Source organism: Ralstonia sp. RL (genome assembly GCF_001683835.1).
Taxonomy (GTDB): domain Bacteria; phylum Pseudomonadota; class Gammaproteobacteria; order Burkholderiales; family Burkholderiaceae; genus Ralstonia; species Ralstonia mannitolilytica.
The window spans coordinates 143789-156910 of record NZ_LWRX01000059.1; the positions used below are offsets into that span (position 1 = coordinate 143789).

The window sequence follows — 13122 nt, forward strand, 5'->3', positions numbered from 1 at the left end:
GTTTTCCTGGTCTGTTCTTGTAAGCGGTTCAGACAGTACTTACGGCGTCAGTTGTTGCTGCTTGAGGTCTGTTTTTGCAATGCGGCCAACTGCGTCGTCAGATAGTTGCTGGTGTTGGTCATGCTGGCCACCAGCGCCGACAGCGCGTTGAACTGCGAGTAGTACAGCGCCTGCTTGGCATCGAGCTGGCGCTGCATGGCCGTGATGCGGCCGGCGATGGAGCTGAGCGAGCTGTTGATGGCATCGGTCTCGTTCTGCACCAGGCCCGTGGTCGAGAGCAGGTTCGTCGCCACGGTATTGAGCTGCGCTGCATAGCCGCGCTGCACCGTGACGCTGCCGCGGCTGCCCAGCGCCCCGCCCGTCACCTGCACCGTGAGCCCGTCCACCGCGGTGCCCGTGGCACCGTACAGGTTCTGGCCGGAACCGACCGCCGCCACGCCGTTGATGGTGCCCTGCACGTCCTGGCCCGTCACGGCGGTCGGGCTGCCGCCGACCAGCGACGACGCGCCGTTGCCCGAGATCGAGATGCTCGAGTTGGAACCGTACTGGCTATTGGTGAAGGTCAGCACGCCGCTGGCATCCGCCGATACCGACACGTTGATCTTCGCGTTCTGCAGCGCGGCCGAACCGTTGATCTGCGACTGGATCTGCGCGGCCAGGCTCGATGCGGTGTAGCTGCCGGCCGGCACCGTGATGTTGGTGGCGATGCCGCTGACCGTGACCGACAGGCTGTCGTTCACGCCCGCGGTGATGGTCGTATTGGCCGCCGCCGAGCCCTTCAGCGACCCTTGCGTGGCCAGCTGCGACACGGTGACGGCATACGTGCCCGACTTCGTGCTGTCGGCGAACTTCGGCACGCTCAGTTGTGCGTCCGTACTGGTGCCCGCGCCTGCAAACAGGCCGGCCACCTGGCTGGGCGACGCGGCAATCGCGTTGGCCAGCTTGGTGTTGTCGATCGACAGCGTGCCGTCCGAACCCATCGTCACGCCGATGCTGCCCAGCGACTGGTACGCGCCATTGCCGATGGCCTGGCCCAGCACGTCGGTGATCTGGTTGATGAGCGCCTTGGTGCTGACATCTCCGGCCAGCGGGCCATTGTTGGCGCTGTTGGCGGTATCGATGTTCGTCAGCGAGTTCAGGGAAACGCGCAGCGCGTTGTAGCCCTTGACGAAATTGACCACGGCGTTCGTGGTAGCCGTCGGGTCGTTGGCCACCGTCACGGTGGTGCTGCCCGTCTTGGACAGCGTAAACGACGTGCCGTCCACCACGTTCGACAGCGTATTGGTCGGGCTCTGCACGGTGATGCCGTTGATCGTGGCCAGGGCGTTCTGGCCCGTGGTCACCTCGGTCATGTTCTGCGTGCCGGCCGGGTCTTGCGAGAGCAGCGACTGCAGCGTCGCATCGCCCGACACCGAGATCTTCATCTCGGAGTTCGAGCCGCCCGCCGTGGAGGTCAGCACCAGGCGGTACGGGTTGCCGCTGCCGTCGTTGACGATGCTGGCCGACACACCGAGGTTGGCCGAGTTGATCGCGTCGCGGATGCCGGAGAGCGTGTTGTTCGAGGAGTCGATCGTGATCGAGCCGCCCGGCAGGTTGCCGTTCTGCGTGAACGTGGCGCCCGAATACTTGCCGTTGGCAAACGTGCCGCCCGACACCGAGCCGAACGAGAACGAAATCGTGGTCGACGACCCGCTGCCGATGGCCGAGGTGGCGGAAGCCTGCCCCTGCGCGGCGAGCACCTGCGACTGCGCGAGCTGCGTCACGTTGACGGCGTACGAGCCGGCCGGCGCCGAACCCGTGAGCGAGGCACTGAGGATGGAGGCGTCGTAGCCGCTCGCCTTCATCGCGCTGAAGTTCGACACCGAGCTCAGTCCCGCCATGGCCGTCTGGAATGTCGCCAGCGAGCTCTTGAGGTTGCCCACCGCCGAGAGCTGCGTCTGGTAAGACGTCTGCTGGTTCTGCAGCAGGGTCAGCGGCTGGCTTTCCACCTTCATCAGGCTGGTGACCAACGTATTGACGTCGATGCTCGTCCCGATACCGGGAATCGAGATCGGCGGGACGTAGTTGTTGCTCGAGGAACTGCTGGTCGTGGTCGCCATGATCGGATCGGTCAGCGTATGCGTTGGCGGGAGTCCTTCCTCACAACGGCAGCGCTCGCCACTTCTTTAGCGGAGGTGGGCCACTCTTCACAATTGGATCAGCAAAACGAAAGGCCGGCGCCCCCCTCGAGGAGCGCCGGCCTTCGACCCGGCCGCAACGCGCCGGGCTGACATCCGCCTGCCGATTAACCCTTGAGCAGGTTCAGGATGCTGTTCGGTGCCGAGTTGGCTTGCGCCAGCATCGCCGTACCGGCTTGCTGCAGGATGTTCTGACGCGTCATGTTCGACGTTTCTGCAGCGTAGTCGGTGTCGACCATGGCCGACTTGGCAGCCGACAGGGCGGTGTTGTTCGACGTCAGCGTGTTGATGGTCGAGGTCAAGCCGCTTTGCTGGGCACCCAGGCTGGCGCGCGCCGACTTCAGGGCGGTCAGGTCGGTGTCGATTGCCGTTTGCGCGGCCGTTGCGTTGGCAGCGCTCGTCACGCTGGTGCCGGCGCCCGTGAACGAACCGTATGCCGACAGGTTGACGTTGGTGATGGTCGCGCTGTCCGTCGTGGCGTTCTGGCCGTACTGGAACGTCACCGAAGCAACCGTGCCGTCGAACAGCTTGTTGCCGTTGTAGTTGGCGTTGGTCGCGATGTTCTTGTTGGCCGTGGCCAGCTGCTGGTATTCCTTGTCCAGGTTGGCCTGGTCAGCTGCCGACAGACCGCCGTTGTTGGCTTCCACAGCCAGTTGGCGCATACGTTGCAGGTTGTTTTCGACTTGACCCAGGTACGAGTCGGCCGTCTGCAGGTACGACTGTGCGTTGTTGGCGTTCTGGATACCTTGCGTTTGCGAGTTCAGCGTGGTCGTCAGGCTCGAAGCGACAGCGTACGCAGCAGCATCGTCCTTGGCGCTGTTCACGCGCAGGCCGGTGGACAGGCGCTGCAGAGACGTTTGCAGCGCGGATTGCGATTGCGACAGCGCTTGCTGCGTTTGCAGGGACGAAATGTTGGTATTGAGGCTGAGGGACATGACGGCTCCTAAGTTTCCCGTTGGTTTGTTGCCCGATTGGCGGCTTGTTCCGGCTGTGCCGGGCAACGTGACCTGCAACTTGAAGGGGATCAGGTCTGCGTTGTACTCAGGTTATCGGTGGCCGTCGAAGAAAGTTTAGGGTCGCCTTGACAAAATTGTGCGCTGGCGGCGGTCCGGGTTTCGGGCGCCCGTTTTTTTGAGCCGGCCCGCCAACAGCAGCAGCGCGCCTGCTTCTTGCCGTACAGGGCCTCGGCTATACTCGTCCGATAAATCACGGCGCCGCATCCCTCCATACAAAGAGCGCCACTTCGCACAGATGGGGAGTTGCAATCCCCGCCCAGGCGCTCCAGTGGCCTGCCGGCGGTCATAAGAGCTCGAAGCGAGCCTGTTTGACCCGCAACACCCACCATGCTCAATGTCCTGATCGTCGAACCGCACGACATTGCCCGTGTCGGCCTGCGCCAGATCCTCAAGGATTCGCGCCTGGCACGTCAGATCGAGGCCGTGCCGGACCTGCGCGACGCCAACAACGACGTGCTCGCCCAGCGCGAGTGGGACGTCATGCTGTTTTCGGTGGAATCGGCCACCGGAGACGAGTTCCAGACCATCAAGATGGTCCGCCAGCAACACGCCCGCCTGGCCGTGCTCGCGCTGGGCCGCCATCCCGAAGCGCTGCTCGCGGTGCGCGCCCTCAAGGCCGGCGCCGCCGGCTATCTGCCGATGGATGCCAGCCAGCCGCAATTGCTGGCCGCGGTCAACGCCATCTCCAAGGGCAAGAAGTACCTGCCCTCCGACCTCGTGGAAGTGCTGGCCGACAACCTGAACGTCGACTGGGACAAGCCCCGCCACGACATCCTCTCCGACCGTGAATTCCAGACGCTGCGCATGCTCGGCTCGGGCCGCACGCTGAGCGAGATTGCCCAGGCGCTGCAGATCAGCGCCAAGACGGTCAGCGTGTACCGCGGGCGCGTGCTCTCCAAGATGAAGCTGCGCAACAACGCGGAGCTGACGATGTACGTCGTCAGCAACGGCCTCCAGCTCTAGGCCCCGGGGCCCACGCAAGGGTTCAAGACGGATAGAACCTCGGGATGCACGCGCCGTAGCGCCGGGCGTTCTCGCGCACGAGGTCTTGCACGGCCGCCGGTTCCAGCGGGCGCGTGAGCAGGTAGCCCTGGAACTCGTCGCAACCGGCTTCGCGCAGGAATTCAAGCTGACCCTCGGTCTCCACGCCTTCGGCCACAGTCTTCATTCCCATGGCCTGCGCCATCATGATGATGGCCCGCGTGATGGCCGCACGCTCGGCCACGTGCGGCAGGTCCTGCACGAAGGAGCGGTCGATCTTCAGTGTGTCGATCGGGAAGCGGTGCAGGTACGACAGCGAGGAGTAGCCCGTACCGAAATCGTCCAGCGCCAGCGATACGCCCATCGCCCGCAGCTCGGTCAGCAGCGCGTGCAGTGACGGGTCATCCCGGATGAGGATGCCTTCGGTCATCTCCAGCTCGACCGCGTTGCCCGGCAGGCCGCTGGTGGACAGCGCGCTGCGCACCATCGCGCTCAACTGGCCGGAGCTGAATGCCTGGCCCGACAGGTTGATCGACATGCGCAGGTGCGGCAGGCCGATGCGGCGCCAGCGCGCGAGCTGGTCGCACGCCGCGCGCAGGATCCAGCGGTCGATCTCGACGACGAGGCCGGTTTCCTCCGCATCCTGTATGAACTGCCCGGGCATCATGCGGCCGAAGTCGGCGGAGTTCCAGCGGATCAGCGCTTCCACGCTGACGATGCGGCCGGTCCTGACGTCCACGCGCGGCTGGTAGTCGGCATAGAACTCGTTGCGGTCGCTCGCGCGGCGCAGGCCCGATTCGATGCGAAAACGCCGCGAGACGCGGTCGTCGAGGTCGCGCGTGAAGGTCTGGAAGTTGTTGCGGCCGCGCTCCTTCGCCAGGTACATGGCGGCGTCGGCCTTGCGCAGCAGGGTGTTGGCGTCGTCGCCGTCGTGCGGTGCCACCGCAATGCCGATCGACACGCCCAGGTACAGTTCCTGCCCTTCAATATGGAAGGGCGCGCTGATGGCAGAGAGGATCCGCTCGGCCACGCGCCGCGTGCCGAGGCCGTCCAGCGCTTCGAGCATGACGACGAATTCGTCGCCCCCGAGACGCGCCACGGTGTCGGCTTCGCGCGCGCACGCCTGTAGCCGGGCCGCGACCTCGCGCAGCAGCATGTCGCCAAACTGGTGGCCGAGGGTGTCGTTGACGTTCTTGAAGCGGTCCAGGTCGAGGAACATGACCGAGACCCGCGTGCGGTTGCGCTGGGCCAGCGCCAGTGCGTGCTCCAGCCGGTCTTCCAGCGCCGAGCGGTTGAGCAGCCCCGTGAGTGTGTCGTGCGTGGCCAGATGCCGGATACGCTGCTGCGCCTCGCGGATCTGCGTGATATCGACCAGCGACACGAGCACCGAATACGGCGGCACGGGCGGTCCGGCCAGCCCGGCGCTGACCGTCCGGCCGCCATCGGCATACAGCGGCGTCCAGTTGCTCGACACCCACACGGTGCGCCCGTTCAGGCAATGCAGCCCAAAGATCTGGTTCAGCTGCGGCTGGCCGTCGGCCATGACTTCGCGGTCCGGCCAGTCGGCGGCGTGGATGGACGCCTCGAACTCGTCCACCGCCGAGTGCACCACCTCGGGCAGCGCGCGGCCAACCAGCTCGGCCACCGGCAAGCCCAGCAGCCGTGCGGCGCTGGGGTTGGCGTAGGTGACGCGGCGCTCGGCATCGCAGACGAGGATGCCCTCGGTCAGCGCATTGACCATCGAAAGCAGGTCCAGCTTCGGGCAGAACCCTTGCGGCTCGCCACGCGCAGGGCAGCCGTCCGGCAGTCCGTCAGCATCGGCAGACGAGTGATCGGCGCGGATGGAGAAAGGCAAGGGATTCACGACGACTTCCGGCAGGACAACGCAGTATGGGCGGGCCGCAACATCGGCACCTTCTGCCCACTACAACGGCACGCCCCGGCAAATCTTTCGGGCCAGCGTCACTTTTGTGACACGCGCGCCGTGCTGGGCGGCGCGAACATCGCATGGCGTCGTCGCCTCGTGCATTTTAAGTGGACTAAAAATCACTTATACGAAGGGACAGCCTGCGCCGGGGACACTGCAAACCCGCGAGATAGCCCGGATTGACCGCCTTTCTTGCCGGAATGAGCTGGACGCAGGTGAGGAAGAATGCCACTCGAGAACCCGACTCTGCATGTTCGCGAGCGGGCAAGACCACCCCCCTAGCTCTCGAGTGATCCCCATGGCCGAAGCCGCTGCCGCCAATACCGCACCCGCTCCCGCGCCCGCCAAGGGCGGCGCGACCAAGCTCCTGTTGATCATCCTGATCGTGCTTGTCCTCGTCGGCATGGGCGGCGCGGCCGCATGGTTCTTCCTGGGCGGCGGCAGCCACGCCGCTTCGGCCAGCGCGCCGGCCAAGCCGAAGGAGCCCGTGTTCGTCGCCATGGAGACGATCACCGTCAACCTGCAGCCCGAAGAAGGCAGCGACCGTTACCTGCAGATCGGCATCACGTTCAAGAGCTTCGACAAGCATGCCGAAAACGACATCAAGGCTTACACGCCCGAGCTGCGCAGCCGCATCCTGACGCTGCTGGCCAGCAAGACGCCGGCGGAGCTGTATCCGGCCGAAGGCAAGACCAAGCTCGCCCGGGACATCGTCGAGCAGTGCGAGCAGGTCTACAAGGCCGTCGGGAAGGAATCGCCGGTGGCGGACGTCCTGTTCACCAACTTTGTGATCCAGTGACATGCTCAAGGAAGAGTTTCTCTCCCAGGAGGAGATCGATGCGCTCCTCAAGGGCGTCTCCGACGAGGTAGACGAGGAACCTGCCGAGGCCGACCCTGCAGGTGTACGGGTCTACAACCTGGGCTCGCAGGAGCGCATCGTGCGTGGGCGCATGCCCACGCTGGAAATCATCAACGAACGCTTTGCGCGCAACTGGCGCATCGGGCTGTTCAACTTCATGCGGCGCAACGCGGAAATCTCCGTCGGGCCGGTGAAGGTGCAGAAGTACAGCGAGTTCATCCGCAACCTGGTGGTGCCGACGTCGCTGAACCTCGTGCACGTCAAGCCGCTGCGCGGTACGGCGCTGTTCGTGTTCGACCCCAACCTGATCTTCCTGGTGGTCGACAACCTGTTCGGCGGCGACGGGCGCTACCACATGCGCGTGGAAGGCCGCGACTTCACCGACGTCGAGCAGCGCATCATCCAGCGCATGCTGCAGCTCGTCTTCGAGCACTACGCCAAGGCGTGGCAACCGGTCTACCCGATCGATTTCGAATTCCTGCGCATGGAGATGCACACCGAGTTCGCCAACGTGGCCACGCCCAACGAGGTGGTGGTGACCACGAGCTTCAGCATCGAGCTGGGCAGCAATGGCGGCGACGTGCACATCTGCATGCCCTACACCATGATCGAGCCGATCCGCGACCGGCTCACGTCCGCCATCCAGGGCGAGGCGCTGGAAGTGGACAAGCGCTGGCTGCGGCTGCTGTCGCAGCAGGTGCAGACCGCCGAGGTGGAACTGATTGCCGACCTTGCCACGGCCCGGGTGCAGGTCTCGGACATCCTGAACATGAAAGTGGGCGACGTGATCCCGCTCGAACTGGATGATTTCGTGACCGCCAAGGTAGACGGCGTGCCCGTCATGGAATGCAACTACGGCACCTTCAACGGCCAATACGCGCTGCGGGTCAACCGCATGCTGAACATGAGCGGCAGCGAGCCTGCCACGGAGTCCGACGATGACAACTGAACCGACCATGAACGCCGACGACAACGTCGATGTCGAGATGACGATGGAAGAGGCCATGGCCCTGGAAGCGGCCCAGCGTGCCGCGGCCAGCCCGCCGGCCAGCGCACCCGCCGCGGCCCCCGGCGGCCCGAGCCCGGTCTTCAAGCCGCTGACCCCGGATGGCCTGGGCGCCGCCCAGCGCAACGACATCGACATGATCCTGGACATCCCCGTGCAGCTGACGGTGGAGCTGGGCCGCACCAAGGTGCCCATCAAGAACCTGCTCCAGCTGGCGCAGGGCTCGGTGGTGGAACTCGATGCACTGGCCGGCGAGCCGATGGACGTGCTCGTCAACGGCTACCTGATCGCCCAGGGCGAGGTGGTGGTGGTCAACGAGAAGTTCGGCATCCGCCTGACCGACATCATCACGCCGTCCGAACGCATCCGTAAGTTGAACCGTTAAGCCGCACCAGCGCGCCGTCAATCGGCACCCTGACAGCAACCAATGCTCCCCCCGGGCAAGGTGTTGAAATGAACCATGCAGTGGATTGGGCCCGCACCCTAGGCGGGCTGTTTGTAGTATTGGCGATGATCGTGGCGGCCGGCTGGCTGATACGGCGCCTGCAGCAGCGCGCGGGCATGGGCCCCGGCGGCCGTCGCACCCAGGTCATCACCGTGGTTGCGCAGCAGATGCTGGGCGCACGCGAGAAAGTGGTGGTCCTCGACGTGGAAGGCACGTGGCTCGTGCTGGGCGTCACGCAGCAGCACGTGCAGACGCTGCATACGCTGCCGCGCCCGGCGCAAGCGTCCACGGATGCACCGGACGACCATGCCGGCGACGGCACGCCCGGCACCGGCAAGCCGCCGCGCTTTGCCGACGCATTGTCCATCCAGCTCAAGCGCCACCTGACGGGGAAGCCGGAATGACCGTGCGCGCCGTCCTTCGTTGCCTCGCCGCAGCGGTGCTGCTCGGCGCGGCGCCCGCCGTGTTCGCGCAGGCCCAGCCCGGCCTGCCGCTGCTGACCGGCACGGCCGGCGGCCAGAGCTATTCGCTGCCGGTCCAGACGCTGATCTTCCTGACGTCGCTCGGCTTCCTGCCGGCCATCATCCTGATGATGAGCAGCTTCACGCGCATCATCATCGTGCTGTCCTTGCTGCGCCACGCACTGGGCACGCAGACCACGCCGCCCAACCAGGTGCTGATCGGGCTGGCGCTGTTCCTCACGTTCTTCGTCATGTCGCCCGTGCTCGACAAGGTCTACACCGACGCCTACGTGCCGCTGCGCGACAACAAGATCACCGTGGAGCAGGCCATGGACACGGCGGCCACGCCGCTGCGCCAGTTCATGCTCAAGCAGACCCGCGAGCCCGACCTCGCGCTCTTCGTGAAGATGGGCAACATGCCGCCGATCGCCACGCCGGAGCAGACGCCGATGCGCGCGCTCATCCCCGCCTTCGTCACGAGCGAGCTCAAAAGCGCATTCCAGATCGGGTTTGCCATCTTCATCCCGTTCCTGGTGATCGACATCGTGGTGGCGGCCGTGCTGATGTCGATGGGGATGATGATGGTCACGCCGTCGATCTTCTCGCTGCCGTTCAAGATCATGCTGTTCGTGCTGGTGGATGGCTGGCACCTGCTGCTGGGCTCGCTGGCCCAGAGCTTTGTGCAATAAGGAGGCACCGCCATGACACCCGAGTACGTTCTGAACATGGCCCGCCAGGCCATGCAGGTGGCCATGATGGTGGGCGCGCCGATGCTGCTGGTCTCGCTCGTCGTCGGCCTGCTGGTGGCCGTCTTCCAGGCGGCCACGCAGCTGAACGAGCAGACGCTGTCGTTCATCCCCAAGCTGCTGGCAGTGGCTGCCACCATGGTTCTGGCAGGCCCCTGGATCCTGGGCGTGATCGTCGATTACACGCGCGACCTGCTCACGAACATCCCGAACTACGTGAACTGACGCAGCCGCGCTGACGTCGCCGCCGCATCCGCCATGATCCAATTCACCGCCGCCCAGCTCAACGGCTGGATCGCCATGTACTGGTGGCCGCTGGTGCGCGTGCTGGCGTTCATTGCGATCGCGCCGCCGTTTGCCAACAGCGAAGTGCCGACGTCGATCAAGGTGGCGTTTGGCGTGGTGATCACGGTCGCGCTGGCGCCCATGCTCCCGGTGCCGGCGGGCGTGTCGGTCGGCTCGTACGAGGGGCTGTGGCTCACGCTGCTGCAGGTGGCGATCGGGCTGTCGCTCGGGTTTTGCGTGCAGCTCGTGTTTTCGGCCATCAGCGGCGCGGGCGAGTTGATGTCGATCCAGATGGGCCTGGGCTTCGCCTCGCTGCTGGACCCGCAGCAGACCGAGAGCAGCATGCTGCTGGGCCGCTTCATCGGCCTCACCGCCCTCACCGCATTCATTGCCGGCGACGGCCACCTGGTGCTGATGCATGCGCTGTTCGACAGCTTTACCGCCCTGCCCGTCTCGGCCGCGCCGCTGGCCAATCCGGGCTGGCAGACGCTGGCCGGCGCAGGAACGATGGTCTTTGCGCTGGCCGTGCGCATCGCCCTGCCGATCATCGCGATCATGATGGTCGTCAACCTCGCGTTTGCCGTGCTGTCGCGCACGGCGCAGGCGCTCAACCCGTTTGCCGTGGGCATTTCCGCCACGGTGGTGGTGGGCCTGATGCTCGTGATGGTGATGATGACCTCGCTGGCGCCCGTGGTGGAGCGCTCCGTCATGGACGCGCTGGAACTCGGTGGACGGGCATTTGGGCAGTTCGGGGCCCGCTGAGCATGCCCGCATCCCGGCTGCTTCAAAAAGACTAAAACGATCGTTTCATATCACCCCAATCGCGCGGAGCGGAATCATTTGGCAGCAACGGCGCCCGATTAAATGGCGCCGTAATGCGGCGGCGTGTTTTTACCGCGCCTGGGCGTTTGCCGCATTCGTCGCTTCTGTCATACGAAATCCCGCATGTGGTTGTTTTCCTAAGGGATTTTTCAGTATGATTCGGCCCGGGGTTGGGGAATAGCAAGCGTTCCGAAAGACAAATACCGGCCGGCATAACGGCCCGCGCGCTCACCCAGATCAATCGACAACAACGAGAGCGAATCGGGTCAAGGCAAACGTCGCGTGCATGCGCGATCCGCCAACCCCGCGCCGGGCGCCGCGCAGCATGCGGCCACGGCGGTGCTCCGCACGCGAACACCGATATGCCCGATTTGCACTGGACAATCCCGGTTGCTCGCTGGTCCTGCTGGCCTGCCATTGGTTCTGATTCGGCATCGTCTCCTGACATCGGTTTTATTGAGCCGATGGTCCGGCGCCGCCTGAGTTCGCTCTCAAAAAGCGCGCTCAAGGTCGCACACGATTGCGTGTCGGATGTGCCGAACGCGCGCATCGTGTTTGCCTCGCGCCATGGCGAGCTGCGCCGCACGGCCGGCATCCTGGCCGACATCGAAGACGGCCAGCCCGTCTCCCCCACCGCCTTCAGCCTGTCCGTACTCAATGCCATGACGGGCGTCTTCGGCATTGCACGCGGCGACGTTTCCGCGGCAATAGCCGTATCCGCCGGGCCCGCCACGCTTGGGCTGGGGTTGCTGGAGGCGCATGCGCAATACGTCTCGGACCCGAGTGCGCCGGTATTGCTCGTCTATGCCGATGAGCCGGCCGATGCGCGCTTCGGCACCGTGGCCGATGACGTGGACGCGTGCGCGCTCGCCATCCTCCTCGATGCCGCGGCGCCGGCCTCACTGGTGTGCTCGCATGGGTGTGCAGGCGCGTTGCCAGCGCCCGCAGGCGACATGGCCACGCAAAGCCGGGCAGTGCTGCATTGCCTGGAATCCCGCAGTTCCAGCGCCTGGCAACATGCCGGCGGCGCCTGGGCATGGCAATGGCGCGAGGGTGCATGGCAACCGCACTGACCACCCGCGTGAACACGGCCTGGCGCCTGGCGGCCACGGGGCTGGCCTTCACCGTCTTCGGCATCTGCGGACTGCTGTTCTCGATCGTCGTGTTTCCGCTCGCGTGGCTGTGGCCGCACCGGGCGTCGCGCCAGCGTACTGTCACCCTGGTCATCCACTGGTTTTTCCGCGCGCTGGTGCGGGCGCTGCAATGGCTTGGCGTGATGAAGCTCGACGTTCACGGCGCCGAGCAGCTGCGCAACGGCGGCCCGGCCATCGTGGTGGCCAACCACCCGACCTACCTTGACGTCATGGTGCTGCTGGCGCTGACGCCGCGCGCCTGCTGCGTGGTCAAGCATGCGCACTGGGGCAACCCGTGCTTCTGGGGCATCGTGCGCGCCGCCGAATACATCAGCAACGCCGATCCGGCCGAGCTTGTCGAAGCCGGCGCGCGGCAACTGGCCGCCGGCTACACGATGATCATCTTCCCGGAAGGCACGCGCAGCCCGGCCAAGGACCGCCTGCACCCGTTCTCGCGCGGCTTTGCGCACATGGCGCTCAATGTGGGCGCGCCCATCCTGCCAGTGCTGATGGACTGCGACCCGCCTGCCTTCACCAAGACCATGCGCTGGTACGACGTGCCGCCGCGCGCCTTCTGCATGAAGGTGGCCGTCCTGCCGGCCGTCAGCGCCGCACGGTACGTGCCCCCCGGCGCGCCGACGATGCTCGCGGCCCGGGCTCTCACCAACGGCATCGAAACCCACATCACCGACCACCTTCTGCAATATGGATTCCTTGAAGCTCGAAATTAAGCAGCTCCTGATCGAGGCGCTCGATCTGGAAGACATGACGCCCGCCGACATCGACGACGATGCACCGCTGTTCGACACGAACGGCATCGGTCTGGATTCCATTGACGCATTGGAAATCGGCATCGTATTGCGCAAGCGTTATCAATTGACGATTGCCGCCAACGACGAACACACACGCGAGCATTTTCGCTCGGTCAATACGCTGGCCGCACTGGTCAAGAGCCAACAATAATCCGCCGGGCATTGGCAACGGCAGATACAGGGAGAGAAAACACCATGACGGACACCGAGATCCTCGAACGCATCCGCGCCATTTTCAAAGAGAACTTCGACATTGCGCCGGAGCGCGTCACGCCCGAAGCGCATCTGTTTGAAGAGCTCGACCTGGACAGCATCGACGCGGTCGACCTGGCCATCAAGCTGCAGGAAATGACCGGCCGGCGCATCAAGCCGGAAGAGTTCAAGACCGTGCGCACGGTGGGTGACGTCATCGGCGCGGTCGAATCGCTGCTGGCGGCATAAGCCGATGCAAG

General features: G+C 65.1%; 15 protein-coding genes. 12 read left to right on the forward strand and 3 right to left on the reverse strand.

The features are described 5' to 3' along the window. Positions 1–47 precede the first annotated feature (47 nt). Positions 48–2099, reverse strand: coding sequence for a flagellar filament capping protein FliD (gene fliD, locus A6M56_RS06985; protein ID WP_102079259.1), 2052 nt, complete (start codon positions 2097–2099; stop codon positions 48–50). Between the two features lie 185 nt (positions 2100–2284). Continuing rightward, positions 2285–3112 carry a flagellin N-terminal helical domain-containing protein gene (locus A6M56_RS06990; RefSeq protein ID WP_045218676.1) on the reverse strand — a complete coding sequence of 276 codons (828 nt, stop codon included), beginning with the start codon at positions 3110–3112 and terminating at the stop codon, positions 2285–2287. 408 nt (positions 3113–3520) lie between these two features. Here A6M56_RS06990 and A6M56_RS06995 point away from each other — a divergent pair, with 408 nt between their 5' ends. Then, a complete protein-coding gene (locus tag A6M56_RS06995) occupies positions 3521–4156 on the forward strand; it encodes a LuxR C-terminal-related transcriptional regulator (RefSeq protein ID WP_045218678.1) in 636 nt (211 codons plus the stop codon). 22 nt (positions 4157–4178) lie between these two features. Here A6M56_RS06995 and A6M56_RS07000 read toward each other — a convergent pair whose 3' ends face one another. Further along, positions 4179–6038, reverse strand: a complete 1860-nt coding sequence (locus A6M56_RS07000; protein WP_373271718.1) for a putative bifunctional diguanylate cyclase/phosphodiesterase — start codon at positions 6036–6038, stop codon at positions 4179–4181. Between the two features lie 361 nt (positions 6039–6399). Here A6M56_RS07000 and fliL point away from each other — a divergent pair, with 361 nt between their 5' ends. From fliL to A6M56_RS07055, 11 genes are all read left to right on the forward strand, one after another. Next, positions 6400–6900, forward strand: coding sequence for a flagellar basal body-associated protein FliL (fliL, locus tag A6M56_RS07005; RefSeq protein WP_045218681.1), 501 nt, complete (start codon positions 6400–6402; stop codon positions 6898–6900). Position 6901: 1 nt separating this feature from the next. Next, positions 6902–7909, forward strand: a complete 1008-nt coding sequence (gene fliM / locus A6M56_RS07010; RefSeq protein ID WP_045218683.1) for a flagellar motor switch protein FliM — start codon at positions 6902–6904, stop codon at positions 7907–7909. Further along, positions 7899–8351, forward strand: coding sequence for a flagellar motor switch protein FliN (gene fliN, locus A6M56_RS07015; protein ID WP_045218685.1), 453 nt, complete (start codon positions 7899–7901; stop codon positions 8349–8351). Before fliM ends, fliN begins: the two co-directional genes overlap by 11 nt. A gap of 68 nt (positions 8352–8419) precedes the next feature. Next, the gene (gene fliO, locus A6M56_RS07020) at positions 8420–8815 is read left to right on the forward strand and encodes a flagellar biosynthetic protein FliO (protein WP_062738105.1); all 396 of its coding nucleotides are present in this window, start codon (positions 8420–8422) and stop codon (positions 8813–8815) included. Continuing rightward, the gene (gene fliP / locus A6M56_RS07025) at positions 8812–9561 is read left to right on the forward strand and encodes a flagellar type III secretion system pore protein FliP (protein WP_045218688.1); all 750 of its coding nucleotides are present in this window, start codon (positions 8812–8814) and stop codon (positions 9559–9561) included. The genes fliO and fliP overlap by 4 nt, the downstream gene beginning before the upstream one ends. Before the next feature lie 12 nt (positions 9562–9573). Next, complete coding sequence (gene fliQ, locus A6M56_RS07030; protein WP_045218690.1) at positions 9574–9843, forward strand: flagellar biosynthesis protein FliQ; 270 nt, start codon at positions 9574–9576, stop codon at positions 9841–9843. A 33-nt stretch (positions 9844–9876) separates the two neighbouring features. Continuing rightward, on the forward strand, positions 9877–10665 hold the full coding sequence (fliR, locus tag A6M56_RS07035) for a flagellar biosynthetic protein FliR (protein WP_045218692.1): 789 nt from the start codon (positions 9877–9879) through the stop codon (positions 10663–10665). Positions 10666–11087: 422 nt separating this feature from the next. Further along, complete coding sequence (locus A6M56_RS07040) at positions 11088–11798, forward strand: beta-ketoacyl synthase chain length factor (RefSeq protein WP_045218695.1); 711 nt, start codon at positions 11088–11090, stop codon at positions 11796–11798. Further along, a complete protein-coding gene (locus A6M56_RS07045) occupies positions 11783–12589 on the forward strand; it encodes a lysophospholipid acyltransferase family protein (protein ID WP_045218698.1) in 807 nt (268 codons plus the stop codon). The genes A6M56_RS07040 and A6M56_RS07045 overlap by 16 nt, the downstream gene beginning before the upstream one ends. Further along, positions 12564–12821, forward strand: a complete 258-nt coding sequence (locus A6M56_RS07050; RefSeq protein ID WP_045220295.1) for a phosphopantetheine-binding protein — start codon at positions 12564–12566, stop codon at positions 12819–12821. The genes A6M56_RS07045 and A6M56_RS07050 overlap by 26 nt, the downstream gene beginning before the upstream one ends. Before the next feature lie 44 nt (positions 12822–12865). Further along, a complete protein-coding gene (locus tag A6M56_RS07055) occupies positions 12866–13111 on the forward strand; it encodes an acyl carrier protein (RefSeq protein ID WP_045218700.1) in 246 nt (81 codons plus the stop codon). The last annotated feature ends 11 nt before the right edge of the window (positions 13112–13122 follow it).